The following is an 18,029-nucleotide window of genomic DNA, read 5'->3' on the forward strand; positions in this document are numbered from 1 at the left end:
TCATATTACAGGCTTTATGCGTTGAAATTTCAATGTTTTACAACATTTTTCCTCATAGAAAAAGCCTGACACCTTATTTCTAAGGTCGGGCTTTTGTCTACAGTCTGAAGGCTGCCTCCAGGCAGTCTCTTTGTTTTCTCTTTTATATTCTTTATTTCCAGCTCCAGTCCTCTGGAACGCCGTATACATTCTTATATAAGAGTCCCTGCATCCGGGAAAACTCCTCCTCGTCCAGCGGACCTCCCGTAGTCATCAGCCGCAGCGGGATGGCATTCCGTCCTTCTGCAATAGGCGGCTGCATATAGAAGTAGTCGTTATAATAGAATCCGTTTCTCTCATAAAATCCGATTCGCCTTGCCGCCATCTCTGTCTCCGGCGGTTCCACTTCCAGACAGATCCGCATATCTGTATCTTCGATCACCTTCTGCAAAATCTTTCCGCCCAGTCCGCCATTGCGGCAGTCCGGATCTACTGCAAAATGCTCGATATACGCCATATCGCCCAGCTCCCAAAGCGCCAGGAACGCCTGCAAAGCAGCATCCTCCGGCGATCTCTTTGCATAAAGATTGTAGGCAGGTTCTGCGAAGAGTTCCCGCTGGCCGTTATAATCCCGCCGTTCATCCTCCGGAAAACTCCGCTCCATCAACGAGAACATCTTGTCAAAATCTGCTTCTGTCAGTCTCTCGATCATACTCTATCCTTTCTTCCGTATCACGTGAAAATTGCAGCAGTCGTCGCCTGCCGCCAGAGTCTTGGTGCGGATCAGCTCCGCACCCACCATATCGTACGTCCCGTAGTCCATCCTGCAAAGACACGGCAGCCAGTTTTCCATGTGCTCCCGCTGCGCCAGCTTGCATATGCCGCACTCGGTGTACGTACAGTAGAACTCGTCCTCGCCTTTTTCGTAGGTGAACTTCCAGTCCATCTCATATTTAGAATGTCGGGAACGCTCCGCCTCCTGCAGCTTTTTATCCTGCACTTCATCAGAAAACAAAGTTCCGTTTTCCCGCTCTTTTCGGTGAGATTTCTGCATGAAGTTCGACTGGATCCCAGCGGCGATCACATCTTCCATCCGCTCCGGGCTCATGTCGGGGTCGGCCTTTGCCAGTGCAAAGAACCAGCAGGCGCCTATCAGGTCGTCTTCCAGGCTGTTCTCCTTGCTGCCCACGCCAGGCGTCCGCTCCAGCATGGCTTTGTATTCTTCCTGAATCCTGCGGAACACGGCGCGCCGTTTAGACGCAGACATCTCCGGTACATGCTTTTTATAATAAGATCCCAGGATCCTGCGGAATACCAGCCCGTAGACCCTGGCTGTCATATCGTATTTCATGATATTTCCTCCACCAAAAGTATACCACCACGCATAACTTCCCGCAAGCCGGGCAAACTATACAGAAAACGAAAACATGAGGAGGAATTTTATCATGACAACACATCCCGATACGCTGAATCTGCTGCGGGAAACCGACCTGGGCGTTCAGATGGGGCTTTATACCTTCGACCAGCTGCTGGATCGAATCAAGGACGATCGGCTCAAACAGATCGTGACCGCATCCCGCAACGATCACCGCCGTCTGCAGGGCGAACTGCGGGATCTCATCAAGGGCTACGGCAGCTATGAGGAGGATCCCAGCCTGATGACCAAAGCCATGGCGTGGATGACCGGCAACATGAAAATGTCCATGGACGACAGCGACCAGACTGCCGCCGACATCATCACCCGCGGCTGCGATATGGGGACGAAAACCCTGTATAAATATATGAATCAGTACGATCACGCCGACCTTTCCGTCCGTGACACGGCCCGCAAGCTGATCGCTGCAGAAGAAGATCTGGAGAAACAACTGCACCCTTTCCTGTAACGTGCTATAATACTATTTGAATCATCACAGAATACGGAGCAGAACATGAAAAAACGAAAACTAGGAACAACTGATTTATACGTGACCCCGGTGGCATTCGGGGTTCTTACCATGGGCGGTTCTCAGATGGATCTTCCTCTGCAGGAAGGTGCGGAACTGATCCGCTATGCCATCGACCAAGGCATCAATTTCTTCGACACCGCCCAGTATTACGAGACTTATCCCTATCTTCGCGAAGCCCTGAAAGGCATAGAGCGATCACCGGAAAATCCGGATTTCCCGGTGATCTGTACCAAATGTCTGGGATCTGCCTACGAAGAAATGGAAGATGCCATCGAGGAAGCTCTTGAGGAAATGGATCTGGAGACCATAGATATCTTCCTCCTTCACGAAGTCCGGCAGGATCCCGACTGGAACATGCGCGCCGGAGCCTGGCAGTGCCTTCAGGACTATAAAGAAAAAGGCGTGATTCGCGCCATCGGTGTGTCCACCCATCACGTAGACGTTACTGCTAAGATGGCTCATATTCCCGAGTGCGACGTAGTATTCCCGCTGATCAATTTTGCCAGCCTGGGGATCCGCAACGGCGACGGACCCGGCACCTGCGAAGAGATGGAGGCTGCTATCCAGGCCTGCCACAATGCGGGAAAGGGCGTCTTCGCCATGAAAGCCTTCGGCGGAGGCAATCTAACGGCGGATTATGTAAAGGCTCTTGACTACGTCACAGGTCTTCCCGGCGTAGATTCTACCATGGTAGGCATCGGGAAAAAAGAAGAAATAGACCGGCTGATCGCGTATGCGGACGGCACTTTGCCACGAGATTACGTTCCCGATATCAGTCATAAACGCATCCACATTGATGCCGGCGACTGTGAAGGATGCGGCGCCTGCATCCGGCGTTGTCCCAACAAAGCGATCCACTGGAACCAATACGGCCTGGCTGCAGTGGACGATGACGTCTGCCTCACCTGCGGCTACTGCGCACCGGTCTGTCCGGTACGGGCTATTATTCTGTTCTAAATCAAGAAGGAGTTACCGCTATGACAACCAATCACACACCAGAACTCGACGCCCTGCTTCACCAGGCCATGGAAGCCGATTTCCAGGCCGAAAAAGCCCGGAAATTAAAGAATTTCCAGTATCTCAACCAGTACATAAAAAAAGGCCAGATACTCTTTACCGGTTCCTCCCTGATGGAGCACTTCCTGGTAGCTGAGCTCTACGCAGAAAGCGACCTGTCTAAAAACGGCCTGTTGGTCTACAACCGGGGGATCGGGGGCTACACCACCGATGAATTTCTGCGTGACATTGACACCATGCTGCTGGATCTGGAGCCGTCCAGGCTCTTTATCAACATCGGCACCAACGATATGAACAGCACGCCGGCTGACGCTGACGACAAACCGTCCTGGATGCCTCACCTGCTGGAAAACTACGAAAAGATCCTGCAGGCCTGCCAGGAAAAACTCCCGGAAATGAAAATCTACATGATGGCATACTACCCCATCAACACCCGGGTCATCTCCATGATGAAAGACCCGTTCCTCAAGGAAAAATTCAAGACCCGCACCAACGAAAAAGTCCGCCAGGCCAATGCGAAGATCGCACAGCTGGCGGAACAACACGGCTGTCACTATATCGACGTCAACGACGGCCTCACCAATAACGCAGGCGCGTTAAAACCGGAATACACCGTAGAGGGTGTCCACATGTATCCCAACGGCTACCGGATCGTATTTGAGAATCTGAAACCGTATCTAAAATAGCATTACATTTTTTTCTTGTTTTGCATATTTTTTCATGGTATAATATAGCATACTGCCGGAACAACGGTAGGCGGTCAGTTCCCTTCAGAGGGACTGGGCCCTCTGTTTTCATAGAAATCCCTTAGGGGAAATCTCAAAAAGGAGGGGATACTTAATGAGTGACTTTGAAATGCTTTCTATTGTATTATCCATACTTTCGATCATCTTAATGATCCTGATTGCATACATCAATGAAACAAAAAAGTAACCGCCACTTTCATCTCACGGTTACTTTTAACTGATGATATGAACTGACCGTCTGCTTTCTGATTGAAAAGCGCTCCGGCAGTATTATTCTTTTTCTAAATTATAACTCTCTCTTAAAAAAATCGCAAGTGATTTTCTGCTCCTACACAATAAATCCGCCGCCCAGCACCAGATCGTTCCGGTAGAATACGATGGACTGTCCCGGAGTCGGCGCACGCTGCGGCTCTTCGAATGTCGCCAGGATCTTCCCGTCCGGAAGGAGCTTTAAAGAAGCTGCCGCAGGCTTTGCAGCATAACGGATCTTAGCCGTGATCCCCGACATATCGTCAAACCCTATGATCCCCAGAGACCGGGCCTCGCCACTCTCGCCGTCCGCCTGGCGAGCTTCACGTTCTTGCTGCGCCAGACGCGAAAAGTCGATCCCCAGCAAAATGTTCCCATCAGAAACAACCTTTGTCTTAAAGAGATCCTGATTATCCCCTAATACCACCTGATTCTTTTCGCTGTCGATCCCGGTGACAAATGCCGGTTTTCCCAGAGCGATACCCAGACCTTTTCGCTGTCCGATGGTGTAGTGGAGGATCCCCTGATGCTCGCCCAGGATGTTGCCATCAGCATCCACGAAATCGCCCTTAGGCAGATCGCAGCCATTCCGTCTGAGGAATGCTTTGTAATCATCGCCATCTTCGATAAAGCAGATTTCCTGACTATCCTTATCTTCCGCATTTTTCAGCGCTTTTTTCCGTGCGATCTCCCTCACAGCCTCCTTGTCCTCCGCATCGTTGAGGGGCAGGATGAGACGTGAGATAACGTCTTCTCCCAGACGATAGAGCATATAGGACTGATCTTTTGCCTCGCTCTTTGCACGTCGAATGAACCACTCCTCGCTCTCCGGATCCTGATACGTACCTGCGTAGTGACCCGTGGCGATCCAGTCAGCCCCTTCTTCGTCTGCCGCCGCAAGCAGGGTCTTGAACTTCACATCAGGGTTGCAGACGATGCACGGATTCGGCGTTCTGCCGCAGACGTATTCGCTGCAAAAATTCCCTATGACCTTTTCCCGGAAAATATCGCTGACATCCCGGTACAGGAATTTGATCCCCAGCTGCTTCGCCGCCATCTCTGCACGTACCGCACCGGCATCTTCTCTGCCTTTTCCCATAGCGTCAAAATATAACCCGATGACTTCGTAACCTTTTTCTTGTAATAACAAAGCAGCGGTAGTGCTGTCCACTCCGCCGCTTAATCCTAACACAACTTTTTTATTCTTCATCTTCGTCTTCCACATCGTGATGGTGATCTTCCTCTTCGTTTGGATCAAAACCTTCAAGACCCTTGTAAGTCTTGCCGTGCTTCTGCGCATAATCATAGATCGCAGCCTTGATCGCATGTTCTGCCAGAACAGAGCAGTGGATCTTTACAGCAGGCAGTCCTCCCAGCTCATCGATGATCTTCTGGTTGGAAAGCTCCAGCGCATCTTCGACCTTCATACCGATGATCATATCGGTCGCCATGCTGGAAGAAGCGATCGCGCTGCCGCATCCAAAAGTCTTGAATTTCGCATCAGTGATCACATCGTTGTCATCTACGCTGATGGTGATCTGCATCATATCCCCGCAGACCGGGCTTCCATAAGTTCCCTTGCCGTCCGGGTTTTCAATTTCTCCCACATTGTGAGGATTCATAAAATATTCCATTACTTTATCATTATACAGTGCCATGTTTCTACCATCCTTCCTGTCCCGTTACCGGAGACCATTCTCTCAGTTTTTCTACGACTGTTTTCAAAGCATCTACTGTATAGTCAATATCTTCTTTCGTTGTAAAGTCTCCGACAGTAAACCGCACTGCACCGTTCATCTTTGTAATGGAAACGCCGATAGCTTCCAGTACATGAGACGGAACCAGGGATTTCGAAGAACATGCAGATCCCGTGGATACTGCCACACCGAATCCATCCAGCATCAGCAGTATGGATTCCCCTTCGATATAGTCAAAGCATACATTCAGATTTCCAGGATGACGATGATCTCTCGGACCGTTGACCTGGATGCCGCTGATCTTTTCTTCGATTTCTTTTCTCAGATAATCACGCAGCTCACTGCAATGCGCCCGATGGTGTTCCAGATTAGCATGAGCCAATTCTGCAGCCTTGCCGAATCCCACGATACCGGCAACATTTTCAGTACCGGCTCTCCGCTTAGTTTCCTGTGCACCGCCGTGCATGAAATTCGGGATCTTGATTCCCTTTCTCGTATAGAGTGCGCCAACGCCTTTAGGACCGTAGATCTTGTGAGCAGACATGGACATGAAGTCGATTCCCAGATCCTTTACATCGATGGGCACGTTACCCAGACCCTGTACAGCGTCTGTATGGAAATATATCTTATGTTTCTTCGCAACAGCAGCCAGTTCCTTGATCGGTTCTACCGTTCCGATTTCGTTGTTCACCATCATGATACTGATAAGGATCGTATCATCACGGATCGCGTCCTCCAGCACTTCAGGCTTCACGAAACCTTCGCTGTCTACATCCAGATAAGTCACCTCAAAGCCGTGCTTTTCCAGATATTCGCATGTATGCAGGATCGCGTGGTGCTCGATCTTGCTTGTAATGATATGTTTTCCCTTTTCTTTCAGCTTGTCCGCAACACCTTCCAGAACCCAGTTATCCGCTTCTGTTCCACATGATGTGAACGTGATTTCTCTCGGTTCTGCATTGATCAGATCCGCCACCTGACCTCTGGCTTTATCTAAACCGGCCTTTGCCTCAAGTCCTACACTGTAAAGACTGGACGGATTGCCGTAAAAATCAGTATAATATGGAAGCATTGCCTTCCACACGTCTTCCTTAACAGGCGTTGTTGCTGAATAGTCTAAATAAACCTGTCTCATAACCGCATCTCCTTTTGCCTTGATATTTCTATTATTTTCTATCTGAGTTTGCTTTATGTAACTTTCCACGCTTTATATTATACCAATTTAATGAAGTTTGCAAGTTGTTTTAAAAACAAATCTTTGAAATTCATAGAAAACTTATAGAATTTCTATGGAAATGAGACGATATGTGTCATCTTTGCAGGAAACACCGATCTGGTATGTTGCGGTGTCCACATACGCTCCGTCATAGCCTACACAGTTCCAGCGGATCTTCGCTTCATAATGCAGGATATCGCAAACCTTGCCCTGCCGCTGCAGCGACAGGATCTCCATTTTCTCCATGGCATCATAATCAGACGCGTCGTAAGCACGGATATTTTCTACATCTTTCGTGTAAAGGGCGTCCGTTTCGACCTTTTTCAGCTGTTCCTGACCTTCGCTGCACGTGATATTCCCAGTCAGCATGTTGTTTAAGATCGCCACTCGTGTTTTCAAGAGCGATTCCACCGTGCGTGTTTCCGGACTTTCTGCTGCAGCTGTTAAGAGCGTTGCGAAGATGCATAGCATCGCGCAGACACAAAGTACACGCAGCCATCTCATTCCCTTGCCCATAAAGAGCCCCTTTCCGGCAGATCCCTGTGAAGCGGCTTGTCCGCCATCTGCCTGTGCTCTTTCATCTTATCACGCAAAAAGCGGGAAACGTGCTGTTTCCCGCCGTCATTTCTATCCTAATTCTGTCTGTTTTTATCGTAGATCTCTTCTGCTTTTTCCTGCAGCTGCTCCCCGGACTGTTCCAGATGTTCCTGTTCACGCTGAGCCTTGGCATTGGCTCTGCGGATTTCCTCGTTTTCCTTTTGCAGTCTGGCCAGTTCTTCTTCGGACAGGTCTTCTACGAATTTCATCCGATTCAAATGTCCCTTGAACTGCTCCCGGAAATTCTCGATATATTCTTTACGAAGAACTGCCTGTTCTTCTTTTTCTGCCTCAGTAAGCCCCTCCTGCTTCGATTTCTTTGCCAGATGATTGATCCGGTCGATTTTTTCCTTTTTCAGCATAAGCCCCTCCTGTTTTGATCTCTTACGTCACAGTATACCACAAAGTTTGCATACAAAGGATGACTTTTCGTAATTTCTGTGATAAAATAGCAGAAGTTTGAAGAAAATTTGCATCATACTTTGGTGCGATCAGCAATACAAGGAGGGGAATTTACACACGATGGAAAATTTAGTCATTACTGGCCTTGGTGCGGTGACGCCTATTGGCATCGGCGTTGAAGAATACTGGCAGGGGATCCTTAATCAGAAATGCGGCATCAACCGCATCACCCGCTTCCAAGACGAAAACGTGCCGATTACCATCGCAGGAGAAGTAAAGGGATTTGATCCGAAAAACTACATGCCTGGCAAACTGGCCAAAGAAACCGGCACATTCATTCAGTACGCTTACGCGTCTGCAAAGGAAGCCATCGAACAGAGCGGGATCGAAATAGAACCTGAAGCTGACCGCATCGGTATCGTCATGGCAACTGCCTTGAGCGGAACATCGATCATCGCAGACACCGAACGCGCCTACAGCGTGGACGGCAAAAAAAGAGTCAGCCCGCGTTTTCTGCCGAAGATCCTGGGAAATCTTGGAGCAGCACAGATCGCCATTTCATACGGGATCCACGGCCCCAGCTTTACCGTGAGCACAGCATGCTCTTCCGGTGGAGATGCCATCTGCGTTGCAGCGATGCTGCTCAACTCCGGAGAAGCAGACGTGATACTGGTAGTCAGCGGAGAAAGCGCTCACTGCCCGATCATCATGTCCACTCTGGCACAGGCGAAGGCACTTTCTAAAAATCCGGATCCGCTGACGGCATGCAGACCGTTTGATGCAGACCGCGACGGCTTCGTCATGGGCGAAGGTGGCGGCGCTATCATCCTGGAAACAGAAGAACACGCACGTAAAAGAGGTGCTGAGATCCTTTGCAGCCTGGCAGGCTATGGAAACAATACGGACGGTTATCATGTAACGGCTCCACGCCCGGACGGAAGCGGTGCTGTCTCATGTATGCAAAGCGCTCTGCGCAAGGCGAACATGAAGCCGGAGGATATTGGCTATATCAACACTCACGGCACATCCACCCCGGTAGGCGACCCTGTAGAAGTGGCTGCCATCAAAACGCTGTACGGCTGGGAAGATAAAGAACAGCCAATGCCGGAGGATCTTAAATCCAAGATCCCGCCGGTCAGCTCCACAAAGGGAAATACCGGTCACCTGATGGGTGCTGGCGGCATCACGGAAGTGATCGCCTGTGTCAAAGCCATCGAAACCGGCATCCTTCCGCCAACTTTGAATTACCATACGCCGGATCCTGCCTGCGATCTGGACTTCATACCGGAAGGTCCGCGTAAAACACAGATTACCGCAGCCATGTCCAACGCCCTCGGCTTCGGCGGTCAAAACTCCAGTATTATCGTGAAGAAGTACGAAGCGGAATAAAGCCTATATTTACCTAAAATAAAAAATAGCTCCCCTCACTAGGTCCTCGCTGCTGCGCAGCTGCGGAATCGTTCCGGGAGCTATTATTTTATTGAGAAAAAGCAGGCTGCAGCTTTTATCGCTTCTATACCTTGTGCGCTTGCGATACAGCAAAACGAGACAGCGGTCGTCATACGCTGTCTCGTTTTGTGTTATGTGATACTTTACCTCTTATTTTTAAGGATTATATTATGGACTTGCTGGCTAGACCTAATGCCGGACCCAAACCTATTGGATCCAGCACCAAATCATGCATGTAACTAGTTTCTGTAACCAGTTACATGATAGCACTATATATTCTGTTTGTCAAACCCTCTTATTAAAATTGCATGTATTTTTATCGAAACACGATTTCTTCTCTGCCTGTATACAAAGACCTCCGTCCCACAGCCGGCCTCAACAGCTGCGGGACGGAGGTCCCTTATCGTTACAAATCAAAAGAAAGGTTAGAAAGTTTCTATTTCCGAGGGAATCGGATGATCATCTTCGTTCCAGCGCCTTCCACGCTGTCAACCTCGATGGTTCCACCCATTCGCGCAACAGCATGTTTTACGATAGACAGTCCGAGTCCCGTACCGTCCACCACCTGGCTGTGACTTTTATCTACCCGGAAAAACCGCTCGAATACGCGATTCCGGTATTCATACGGGATCCCGATCCCGGTATCTTCTACAATCAGTTCCGTGCCTTCCCGCAGATCGTGTACGGTAATGGTCACCGAACCATTTTCCTTATTGTATTTTATCGCGTTTTCACATAAATTGTAGATTATCTCATCACAGAGAGCCGGGCTTCCTGTGATCACGGAGGATTCTCCATCCAGATACAGGCTGATGCCCCTTTCCTTCGCATGATCCCGCAGACGATCGATCACATCATGTGCCGTATCAAAGAGATCTACAGGCAGTTCATCATCCAGAGGAGCATCCTCGTCCAGACGCGACAGCTGAATGATATCATCGATCAGCTGTATCATTCTGCCGGACTCTTCCCGAATATTTTTACCGAAGGATTTCACATCGTTTGGTTTCACGATACCTTCCGCCATCATATCTGAAACGCCATATATAGTCGTCAGCGGTGTTTTAAGCTCGTGTGACACATTAGAAGTGAATTCCCGGCGCAAGCGGTCGCGCTGCTCTTTTTCCGTCACATCCACTACGATCACAACACATCCCACCACTTCATCGGCTTCAAAAGCCGGACTTGCCATGACACTGTAGCACTTTCCTTCCGTTTCCAGAAGGTTCTGCGCATGCTTGCCGCTCAATGCGTCTTCTATCGCCATTCGGAAGCTCTTCGAGCGGTTCAGTTCAAATGCCGAATCCGGAGCTTCCTCATCACCATATCCCAGCAGCTCGATAGCTGCTTTGTTAAAGGACAGGATCTCCAGGTTTTTGTCTAACAGCAGGAATCCTTCTCCCATATTATTGGTGATTTCCTTAAATTCCTTCTGTTCCCGCTCCATTTCTTCCAGCTGTCGCTGGATCCTGTGATTCTGCTGCCGGATCTTCGTAACCAGCGGCGCAAGTTCATGGTACGGTTCCTCCTCTTCACTGTCATCAAGATCCAGATCGTTGATCGGTTCAACGATCCTCTTCGCGATCACACGAGACAAGATCGTCGCCAGGATCACGATAGCGACAAGTATCGCGATGAACGGAGCTACTACCCCTTTTAACAAAAGCACCGCCATGCTTTGCTGCTGAGCGATCCTCAGCACTTTGCCATCCGGCAGAGCCTTTGCATAATAAATCGTCTTGGTAGACAGCGTGTCCGAATAGCGGGTCACTGTCGAATCACCGTCAGCCCGCGCTTCCTTGATTTCCTGTCTGCCATTGTGATTCTCCATATCAGCCGGATCCGCCTGTGAATCGAACAGCACCTTGCCGTCGGCATCCACCAGAGTGACCCGGTTATCGATCGCATTCATATTCTGCAGGTACGTGTCGTCTTCTTCGATCTGCTGCACCATGATATCGGCTTCCGTGCGAAGTTCCTTTTTAATGACATTTCCAAAATATCCATACAGGATCCCGGAGATGCTTATCAGACACAGCAGCAACACGATAACCGACACCGAAAGAATACTGCTAAAGATTTTCCTAGTCATTGCCGCCTCCTATTTTATATCCTAAGCCGCGAACGGTTTCAATGCATTTTCCGGCATCCCCCAGCTTTGCACGCAGCGTACGGATGTGAACATCCACCGTCCGGCTTTCTCCATCGAATTCATAGCCCCAGACTTTGTTCAGGATCTCGTCCCGCGTCAGCACGATACCCTCATTCTCAAAGAGCAGACAGAGAAGTTCGAACTCCTTGAGCGTCAGCGTTATATCCCTTCCATCGACGCGGATGATATGCTTTGCAGGACAAAGATAAAGATCTCCTCTGCGGTATTCCGTATGCAGATCCCGCCGGTCGGCACGACGCAGCAGCGCCTTGATCCTCGAAATCAGTTCCATGGTCCCGAAAGGCTTTGCCACGTAATCGTCCGCACCTGTATCCAGACCGACCACTTTATCGTACTCGGTGCCCTTTGCCGTCAGCATGATCACCGGCAGATCCTTAGTGTCGCTTTTGCTGCGAAGCTTTTTTAAAATGGAGATCCCGTCTTCTTCCGGAAGCATGATATCCAGAAGAAGCAGCTCAGGTTTTTCTGTTTTCATCGCCTCCCAGAACTCGCTGGGCGTTCCGAAACCGGTCGCCGAAAGTCCTGTGTTGTTCAGTGCGTAAATCACGAAATTTCTGATGTTGTTATCATCTTCCAGAAAATAAATCATAAGCGTTCCTTTTCTATCAGCTCTTCATTTACATGCTGTCCCGTCAGAGAAAAGATGACCCACTCTGCCACGTTGACCGCATGGTCGCTGATGCGTTCCAGATATTTTGCGATCATGAGGATGTCGACGAAATATTCACCCGGCGTCTTGTCCTCTCTTACAGCACTGATTATATCATCCTTTACTTCCAGAAACAATTGGTCAACGATATCATCTTTCTTGATTACGGCACGGGCGATCTCAAGATCCTTTTTCACAAAGGAATCCACGCTCTCCGTTACCATAGAAATAGCGGTCTTCGTCATATCGCTGATATGATCGCCACAGATCTCTTCCTTAGGTTTTTTAATGGACTCGGTGATCTCGGCGATATCCTCTGCCTGGTCACCGATCCGCTCCATATCGGAGATCATTTTAAGTGCCGAGGAAATCTGACGCAGGTCGCGTGCTACCGGCTGCTGCTGCAAAAGAAGCTTCAGACAAAGGTTTTCGATCTCTCTTTCCCGGTCGTCGATATGTTTGTCGGTTTCGTAGGTCAGCTTCCGCATTTTTTCGGATCCCTCGTTGAGTGCACCGACCGCATAGTTGATTGCTTCCTCGCACAATGCTCCCATGTCGATCAGCAGCATGTTGAGCTGCTCCAGTTGTTCATCAAATCGTGTACGCATATCAGCCAAACCTCCCTGTTATATAATCTTCCGTCCGCTTATCCTTCGGTACGGAGAAAAGTGTTTCCGTCTTGTCAAACTCTACCATCTCGCCCAGCAGGAAAAATGCTGTTTTATCGGATATTCTCGCTGCCTGCTGCATATTATGTGTAACGATGATGATGGTGTATCGATCCTTCAGATCCATGGCAAGCTCTTCTATCTTGGACGTAGAGATCGGGTCAAGTGCGGAAGTTGGTTCATCCATCAGGATGACTTCCGGTTCCACCGCCAGAGCTCGCGCGATGCAAAGTCTCTGCTGCTGGCCTCCCGACATGCCCAGGGCGCTCTTGTTGAGACGGTCTTTTACTTCATCCCATATAGCTACATCCCGCAGTGATTTCTCCACGATTTCATTCAGCTTTGCCTTGGAATGGATCCCATGAGTTCGCGGTCCGTATGCGATGTTATCATAGATGCTCATAGGGAACGGATTTGGTTTCTGAAACACCATACCGACTCTTTTACGTAAAAGGTTCACGTCGATCTTACCATAAATATCCTGATCGTCCAGCTTTACCGTTCCAGTGATCTTACAGCCCTCCACCAGGTCGTTCATGCGGTTGAGCGTTTTAAGAAGTGTGGATTTACCGCAGCCGGACGGCCCGATAAATGCGGTGATTTCTTTTTCCTGTATTTTCATATTGATATTCTTTAAAGCTTTAAAATCACCGTAAAAAAGCTCCAGATTTTCTATTGTATATTTATCCATACTTAACTACCTCGTTGCCAGTTTTTTCGCAATAAAGCCGGAAAACGCATTGATAAGGATGACCAGTACCAGCAGTACAACTGCTGTTGCATATGCCTCATTCGTATAAAGTCCTTCCGACAAAAGTGCGTACATGTGAACCGAAAGGGTTCTTGCAGAATCGAACAGACTGCCCGGAACCTGCGCTACCGTTCCTGATGTGAAGATCAATGCAGCACTTTCTCCTACGATCCTGCCAATGGCAAGGATCACACCTGCCAGGATCCCCGGCACAGCACACGGCAGAATGATCTTGAAAACCGTACGCAATTTGCCGGCGCCCAGTCCGAAACTTCCTTCCCGGTAGGAATCCGGCACAGAAATCAGTGCCTCTTCTGTTGTTCGGATGATCAGCGGCAGGATCATGATTGCCAGCGTCACCGACCCGGCCAGCATGGAATAACTCCAGCCAAGGGTGATAACGAACAGAATATATCCGAACAAGCCGTACACGATGGACGGGATCCCCTGCAAAGTTTCCGTCGTCGTCCGGATAACTTTGACCAGTTTGCTGCCCCTCTTGGCGTATTCCACCAGATAGATGGCCGAAAATATCCCTACCGGAACCGCCATCAGAAGAGACAGTGCTGTAATATACACCGTACTGATGATCGCCGGCATCATGGACATGTTGCTTGTGTTGTATTCCCAGGCAAACAGCTCCGGCTTAAGATGTACCACGCCGTTTACCAGTATATATATGATCAGCGAGAATAAAACTCCCACTGTGATGGCTGCTGCCAGGATCACGCATATGAGTACTGCCAGAGATCCCGGTTTGTTTTTATATGTGAGCCAGAACTGCTCCCAGGAGCCTTTTCCTATTTTCTTCATCGGTCAGCCCTCCTTTTTAATGCCATAAAGGAAAGGTTTATGATCAGGATGAACACGAAAAGCACTACTGCTGTCGAAATCAGTGCTTCTCGATGCAGCCCGGACGCGTAGCCCATTTCCAGAACGATATTGGCTGTCAGAGTCCGCACACCATTCGTCAGACCATCCGGCATGATCGCCTGGTTTCCGCAGACCATAACGACTGCCATGGTTTCACCGATCGCTCTTCCGATCCCCAGGATGATCCCGGCCATGATGCCCATTTTAGCAGCCGGAAGCACAGCACGGAAGATGCTTCTCTCTCTCGTAGCTCCCAGTGCCAGGGAACCTTCATAATAGTATTCCGGAACAGCACGAATGTTCGATTCTGATACACTTATGATCGTTGGCAGGATCATGATCCCCAAAAGAACCGATGAGGTCAGAAGACATTTCCCGCTGCCTCCAAGAGATCCCTGCACCAGCGGCACGATGACCATAAGGCCAAAGAACCCGTATACGATGGATGGGATCCCTGCCAGAAGATCCACAGCAGGTTTCAGCACTTTGTAAAGTCCCTTCGGGCAGTAGCGTGCCATGAATACCGCACAAAGCAGTCCGATCGGAACTCCGATGAGGATAGCACCTGCCGTGACATACACACTGCCGATGATCATCGGGAACACCCCGTACAGATCCTGATTCGGCTTCCATGAATCGCCAAGAAGGAAATCGGATACTCCGATTTCCTTTATGGCCGGTACGCCACTTGCGAACAAGAACACACAGATGAGGATTACTGCTATGATGGAGACACATGCTGCTGTCAAGAATACGATCTTCATAATGTTTTCACTGTATTTTCGCATTTTCTTGTACCTGTTTCTTTACTTATTTTACGTCAGCCCAGTTGGTGATTTCTCCTGTGAAGATCTTCATGATCTGATCCATGGACAGGTCTTCTACACCGTTGTCTTTGTTCACGATCACTGCGATTCCGTCCAGTGCGATTTCTTCACTCTTAAGACCCTGGCTTGTTTCTTCATCCTTCAGTTCTCTGGACGCCATGCCGATGTCACATACACCTTCTGTTGTGCTCTGGATACCTGCGCCGGATCCTGTCTGCTGGATCTCGATCGTAACACCACTGTTGAGTTCCTTGTACTTGTCAGCTAATACTTCCATTACCGGAGATACGGAAGTGGAACCTGCGAGTGTGATGCTTCCTTTAAGACCGCTTGCCTTGTAAGCTTCTGCATTTTCATTAACGGAGATGTAACCTTCGTCTTCGATGATCTTCTGTCCATCCTTACTCATGATGAACTTGATGAAGTCAGCCGGAAGTTCTTTCACTTCGCCTTTTGTTACGATGTTGAACGGTCTCTGGATTTTGTAGTCGCCGCTCTTGATGTTATCAACAGTCGCCTCTACGCCATCAACCTTAACTGCCTTTACAGTGTCGTCCAGGGAACCCAGGGAGATGTATCCGATCGCTGCATCGTTTCCTGCAACTGACTGAGTTACTACGGAAGTGCTGTTGGAGATCTCTGCTGTATCAACTGTCTTGTCCACATCATCCTGCAGAACTCCAGTCAGCTCTGTAAACGCATCTCTTGTTCCGGAGCCTTCCTCTCTGGAAATAACTGTGATATCCTTGTCGGACACCTTTCCGCTGCCGCCTCCGCAGCTTGCCAGCCCGAACACCATCAGTGCCGCAAGGCTAACTGTAAGAACTTTTGCTAATTTGCTCTTTTTCATTTTTCTCTCTCCTATTCTTTCTTTTGATTTTTTATAGGTTTCTCTTTTGTACAGTCTGTATTATAGAGATGGTATGTTAAATACAAAACCGCAGAGATGTAAAATGTATGTAAAAGAATATGAGGATAGGGAATGTCTTAATGACGGATTTTACAAATAAAAAGACGCCATCACAGAAAAAACTGTTTTGACGTCTTTTTATAAAAACCACTAGGCTTACTTCTTTTAGACCTTATATGTAAGACCCCTCTTGCCATTTCAGGTCCATGCCTGATAGAATTCTTACCGCCTCATTTGAAACAGTAAAACCATCGAGTACAATATACCATAAATGGGCATGCTCCGCAATCTCTTTTTCAGGAGTCTCATCGAGTGCTCCATCGATCCGATCTAATAGTGCTCCGGTTCGTACGGGAATGTCGGCATCGGCTGCAGCTTAAAGAGATTGGCTTTATGCATCCGGTCGATCTTCTGGCGGGTTTCTTCATCCTCGCAGATCCCTTCTCTAATATAGCGATCCAGCACCGCATAAGTGAATCCCAGGTTGTCTTCATCGCTCAGACCGCAAAGCCCGTCGATAGGTACTTTATCCACGAACATGCTCGGAAGGCCCAGAGCCCTTCCTACTGCCTTGACTTCCTGCACCGTCAGCTTGGACAGAGGGCTGAAATCCCCTGCTCCGTCACCGAACTTGGTCGCATACCCTACCCAGTCCTCCGACAGATTGCAGGTGTTTGCCACCCTGCCGTTGACCGTCTGAGATACAGCGTACAAAGCAGCCATCCGAAGACGCGGCGGCAGATTGACTCTCGCCTGTCCTTCGAAACTGTCAAAATGCTTTGCAAGTTCTCCTACTATGCCTTCATATGCATCCTTTATATTGACCACGATGCTTTCGATCCGAAGATGCTCCGCAAGCTTGTGGGACACATCGATATCGAACTGCTCCCCGTTTGGCATCATCACACCGAATACATTTTCTTTGCCCAGAGCCTCTACGCACAGCGCTGCGACCACCGAACTGTCCTTGCCGCCGGAAAGCCCAACTACCGCTTTGCAGCCCTTGCCATTCTCCTCGAACCAGTCACGGATCCACTGTACGATCTCATCTCTTATTTTTTCTGCATCAAAACTCATTTCATCACCTCACGTTTTTCTATGCTATTATATTTATTCTTCCGATTCTCCTGCATGACCATGCAAAATCTCTATCTGACACAGATCCATAGCCTTCAGAGCCGTTGTGTGTGTTTCCGGCATCACGCCCGCGCAGCACTCAGCGTCCACCATGACCTGAAGCTCCGGGAACCGGTTCTTCACCAGCATCGCGTTTGAGATCACACAGATGTCCGTGCAAAGCCCTACCAGCTCCACAGACTCCAGAGCATCCTCCTGATCCAGCTCTTCCAGGCGCTCGATCAGATCATAGGATCCAAATGTCGGTTTGTCGATGATCTCACTGTCCGCCGTATCCAGTTTCGATGATATTTTCCATCCATGGCTTCCGCGAATGCAGTGCTCCACCGGAAGTTTTCGTCCTTCCTGTGTCAGCAGATAATCCTCTCCGTGGGTATCTCTCGTAAAGATCACCGTCTTTTTTTCTGCACGATACGCCTCGATTTTTTCCTTTACATGCGGAACGATCGCCACCGCCTCCCGCGTTCCCAAAACGCCGTCGATAAAGTCATTCTGCATGTCCACAACGATCAAAACCTTCATGGCAGCTCCTCCTTTTATTTTTCATCCAAAGCACGCAGCGCAGCTTTGATAATGTTCTTCGCATTTATTAAAAACGCTTCGATAGGCTGCTCCTGCTCCATGATGGGATCCCAGTATCTGTCTCGATACCGCTCCAGCATCTGATCCGCATCAAGTCCTTCTTTCTTCATTTCTCGCACCATCTGTATCCCTGTCTCTTATACACATCTCCGAGCCCACGA

General features: G+C 49.1%; 21 protein-coding genes. 4 read left to right on the plus strand and 17 right to left on the minus strand.

The genetic code is table 11. The annotated features are described in order from the left end of the window. Positions 1-151: 151 nt before the first annotated feature. Both H8876_RS01645 and H8876_RS01650 read right to left on the minus strand, forming a co-directional pair. Positions 152-691: a GNAT family N-acetyltransferase gene (locus H8876_RS01645; protein ID WP_249286260.1), complete on the minus strand. Its 540-nt coding sequence runs from the start codon at positions 689-691 to the stop codon at positions 152-154. A 3-nt stretch (positions 692-694) separates the two neighbouring features. After that, entirely contained in the window at positions 695-1,330 is a 636-nt protein-coding gene (locus H8876_RS01650; protein WP_249286261.1) for an L-2-amino-thiazoline-4-carboxylic acid hydrolase, read from the minus strand. 94 nt (positions 1,331-1,424) lie between these two features. Between H8876_RS01650 and H8876_RS01655 the strand changes: the two genes are divergently transcribed. From H8876_RS01655 to H8876_RS01665, 3 genes are read left to right on the plus strand one after another with little or no spacing between them, the layout of a single operon-like run. Continuing rightward, positions 1,425-1,862: a PA2169 family four-helix-bundle protein gene (locus H8876_RS01655; protein WP_249286262.1), complete on the plus strand. Its 438-nt coding sequence runs from the start codon at positions 1,425-1,427 to the stop codon at positions 1,860-1,862. A gap of 45 nt (positions 1,863-1,907) precedes the next feature. Next, the gene (locus tag H8876_RS01660; RefSeq protein ID WP_249286263.1) at positions 1,908-2,882 is read left to right on the plus strand and encodes an aldo/keto reductase; all 975 of its coding nucleotides are present in this window, start codon (positions 1,908-1,910) and stop codon (positions 2,880-2,882) included. A 20-nt stretch (positions 2,883-2,902) separates the two neighbouring features. Continuing rightward, complete coding sequence (locus H8876_RS01665) at positions 2,903-3,628, plus strand: SGNH/GDSL hydrolase family protein (RefSeq protein ID WP_249286264.1); 726 nt, start codon at positions 2,903-2,905, stop codon at positions 3,626-3,628. 388 nt (positions 3,629-4,016) lie between these two features. Here the strand turns inward: H8876_RS01665 and mnmA are convergent, their stop codons facing one another. The 5 genes from mnmA to H8876_RS01690 form a co-directional block, all read right to left on the minus strand. After that, complete coding sequence (mnmA, locus tag H8876_RS01670; protein ID WP_249286265.1) at positions 4,017-5,147, minus strand: tRNA 2-thiouridine(34) synthase MnmA; 1,131 nt, start codon at positions 5,145-5,147, stop codon at positions 4,017-4,019. Continuing rightward, complete coding sequence (locus tag H8876_RS01675) at positions 5,137-5,595, minus strand: iron-sulfur cluster assembly scaffold protein (RefSeq protein WP_249286266.1); 459 nt, start codon at positions 5,593-5,595, stop codon at positions 5,137-5,139. The genes mnmA and H8876_RS01675 overlap by 11 nt, the downstream gene beginning before the upstream one ends. A 4-nt stretch (positions 5,596-5,599) precedes the next feature. Further along, complete coding sequence (gene nifS, locus H8876_RS01680; protein WP_249286267.1) at positions 5,600-6,769, minus strand: cysteine desulfurase NifS; 1,170 nt, start codon at positions 6,767-6,769, stop codon at positions 5,600-5,602. A 141-nt stretch (positions 6,770-6,910) separates the two neighbouring features. Beyond that, complete coding sequence (locus H8876_RS01685) at positions 6,911-7,366, minus strand: hypothetical protein (RefSeq protein ID WP_249286268.1); 456 nt, start codon at positions 7,364-7,366, stop codon at positions 6,911-6,913. A gap of 116 nt (positions 7,367-7,482) precedes the next feature. Beyond that, a complete protein-coding gene (locus H8876_RS01690) occupies positions 7,483-7,809 on the minus strand; it encodes a DUF896 domain-containing protein (RefSeq protein ID WP_249286269.1) in 327 nt (108 codons plus the stop codon). A 160-nt stretch (positions 7,810-7,969) separates the two neighbouring features. Here H8876_RS01690 and H8876_RS01695 point away from each other — a divergent pair, with 160 nt between their 5' ends. Further along, the gene (locus tag H8876_RS01695; protein WP_249286270.1) at positions 7,970-9,238 is read left to right on the plus strand and encodes a beta-ketoacyl-[acyl-carrier-protein] synthase family protein; all 1,269 of its coding nucleotides are present in this window, start codon (positions 7,970-7,972) and stop codon (positions 9,236-9,238) included. A gap of 496 nt (positions 9,239-9,734) precedes the next feature. On the opposite strand, the gene H8876_RS01700 is transcribed toward H8876_RS01695, so the two are convergent. From H8876_RS01700 to H8876_RS01745, 10 genes are all read right to left on the minus strand, one after another. After that, complete coding sequence (locus H8876_RS01700) at positions 9,735-11,390, minus strand: sensor histidine kinase (protein WP_249286271.1); 1,656 nt, start codon at positions 11,388-11,390, stop codon at positions 9,735-9,737. Continuing rightward, positions 11,383-12,060 carry a response regulator transcription factor gene (locus tag H8876_RS01705; protein WP_249286272.1) on the minus strand — a complete coding sequence of 226 codons (678 nt, stop codon included), beginning with the start codon at positions 12,058-12,060 and terminating at the stop codon, positions 11,383-11,385. The genes H8876_RS01700 and H8876_RS01705 overlap by 8 nt, the downstream gene beginning before the upstream one ends. Further along, a complete protein-coding gene (gene phoU, locus H8876_RS01710) occupies positions 12,057-12,728 on the minus strand; it encodes a phosphate signaling complex protein PhoU (protein WP_249286273.1) in 672 nt (223 codons plus the stop codon). Before phoU ends, H8876_RS01705 begins: the two co-directional genes overlap by 4 nt. A gap of 1 nt (position 12,729) precedes the next feature. Beyond that, positions 12,730-13,479: a phosphate ABC transporter ATP-binding protein PstB gene (pstB, locus tag H8876_RS01715; RefSeq protein ID WP_177265217.1), complete on the minus strand. Its 750-nt coding sequence runs from the start codon at positions 13,477-13,479 to the stop codon at positions 12,730-12,732. A gap of 6 nt (positions 13,480-13,485) precedes the next feature. Then, the gene (pstA, locus tag H8876_RS01720) at positions 13,486-14,352 is read right to left on the minus strand and encodes a phosphate ABC transporter permease PstA (protein ID WP_249286274.1); all 867 of its coding nucleotides are present in this window, start codon (positions 14,350-14,352) and stop codon (positions 13,486-13,488) included. Beyond that, positions 14,349-15,200 (minus strand): phosphate ABC transporter permease subunit PstC, encoded by an 852-nt coding sequence (gene pstC, locus H8876_RS01725; protein ID WP_249286275.1) that lies wholly within the window; start codon positions 15,198-15,200, stop codon positions 14,349-14,351. The genes pstA and pstC overlap by 4 nt, the downstream gene beginning before the upstream one ends. Before the next feature lie 22 nt (positions 15,201-15,222). After that, complete coding sequence (locus tag H8876_RS01730) at positions 15,223-16,089, minus strand: substrate-binding domain-containing protein (RefSeq protein ID WP_249286276.1); 867 nt, start codon at positions 16,087-16,089, stop codon at positions 15,223-15,225. Positions 16,090-16,479: 390 nt separating this feature from the next. After that, positions 16,480-17,226, minus strand: a complete 747-nt coding sequence (nadE, locus tag H8876_RS01735; RefSeq protein WP_249286277.1) for an NAD(+) synthase — start codon at positions 17,224-17,226, stop codon at positions 16,480-16,482. Positions 17,227-17,259: 33 nt separating this feature from the next. After that, positions 17,260-17,808 (minus strand): cysteine hydrolase family protein, encoded by a 549-nt coding sequence (locus tag H8876_RS01740; RefSeq protein WP_249286278.1) that lies wholly within the window; start codon positions 17,806-17,808, stop codon positions 17,260-17,262. A gap of 14 nt (positions 17,809-17,822) precedes the next feature. After that, entirely contained in the window at positions 17,823-17,990 is a 168-nt protein-coding gene (locus H8876_RS01745) for a hypothetical protein (RefSeq protein WP_249286279.1), read from the minus strand. Positions 17,991-18,029 lie beyond the last annotated feature (39 nt).

The organism is Lentihominibacter faecis (assembly GCF_014306095.1).
Classification (GTDB): Bacteria; Bacillota; Clostridia; order Peptostreptococcales; family Anaerovoracaceae; genus Lentihominibacter; species Lentihominibacter faecis.

Coding starts and splice junctions, on each gene's coding strand:
- H8876_RS01645 (WP_249286260.1), bottom strand. CDS start 691: ATGATCGAGAGACTGACAGAAGCAGATTTTGACAAGATGTTCTCGTTG.
- H8876_RS01650 (WP_249286261.1), bottom strand. CDS start 1,330: ATGAAATACGATATGACAGCCAGGGTCTACGGGCTGGTATTCCGCAGG.
- H8876_RS01655 (WP_249286262.1), top strand. CDS start 1,425: ATGACAACACATCCCGATACGCTGAATCTGCTGCGGGAAACCGACCTG.
- H8876_RS01660 (WP_249286263.1), top strand. CDS start 1,908: ATGAAAAAACGAAAACTAGGAACAACTGATTTATACGTGACCCCGGTG.
- H8876_RS01665 (WP_249286264.1), top strand. CDS start 2,903: ATGACAACCAATCACACACCAGAACTCGACGCCCTGCTTCACCAGGCC.
- mnmA (WP_249286265.1), bottom strand. CDS start 5,147: ATGAAGAATAAAAAAGTTGTGTTAGGATTAAGCGGCGGAGTGGACAGC.
- H8876_RS01675 (WP_249286266.1), bottom strand. CDS start 5,595: ATGGCACTGTATAATGATAAAGTAATGGAATATTTTATGAATCCTCAC.
- nifS (WP_249286267.1), bottom strand. CDS start 6,769: ATGAGACAGGTTTATTTAGACTATTCAGCAACAACGCCTGTTAAGGAA.
- H8876_RS01685 (WP_249286268.1), bottom strand. CDS start 7,366: ATGGGCAAGGGAATGAGATGGCTGCGTGTACTTTGTGTCTGCGCGATG.
- H8876_RS01690 (WP_249286269.1), bottom strand. CDS start 7,809: ATGCTGAAAAAGGAAAAAATCGACCGGATCAATCATCTGGCAAAGAAA.
- H8876_RS01695 (WP_249286270.1), top strand. CDS start 7,970: ATGGAAAATTTAGTCATTACTGGCCTTGGTGCGGTGACGCCTATTGGC.
- H8876_RS01700 (WP_249286271.1), bottom strand. CDS start 11,390: ATGACTAGGAAAATCTTTAGCAGTATTCTTTCGGTGTCGGTTATCGTG.
- H8876_RS01705 (WP_249286272.1), bottom strand. CDS start 12,060: ATGATTTATTTTCTGGAAGATGATAACAACATCAGAAATTTCGTGATT.
- phoU (WP_249286273.1), bottom strand. CDS start 12,728: ATGCGTACACGATTTGATGAACAACTGGAGCAGCTCAACATGCTGCTG.
- pstB (WP_177265217.1), bottom strand. CDS start 13,479: ATGGATAAATATACAATAGAAAATCTGGAGCTTTTTTACGGTGATTTT.
- pstA (WP_249286274.1), bottom strand. CDS start 14,352: ATGAAGAAAATAGGAAAAGGCTCCTGGGAGCAGTTCTGGCTCACATAT.
- pstC (WP_249286275.1), bottom strand. CDS start 15,200: ATGCGAAAATACAGTGAAAACATTATGAAGATCGTATTCTTGACAGCA.
- H8876_RS01730 (WP_249286276.1), bottom strand. CDS start 16,089: ATGAAAAAGAGCAAATTAGCAAAAGTTCTTACAGTTAGCCTTGCGGCA.
- nadE (WP_249286277.1), bottom strand. CDS start 17,226: ATGAGTTTTGATGCAGAAAAAATAAGAGATGAGATCGTACAGTGGATC.
- H8876_RS01740 (WP_249286278.1), bottom strand. CDS start 17,808: ATGAAGGTTTTGATCGTTGTGGACATGCAGAATGACTTTATCGACGGC.
- H8876_RS01745 (WP_249286279.1), bottom strand. CDS start 17,990: ATGGTGCGAGAAATGAAGAAAGAAGGACTTGATGCGGATCAGATGCTG.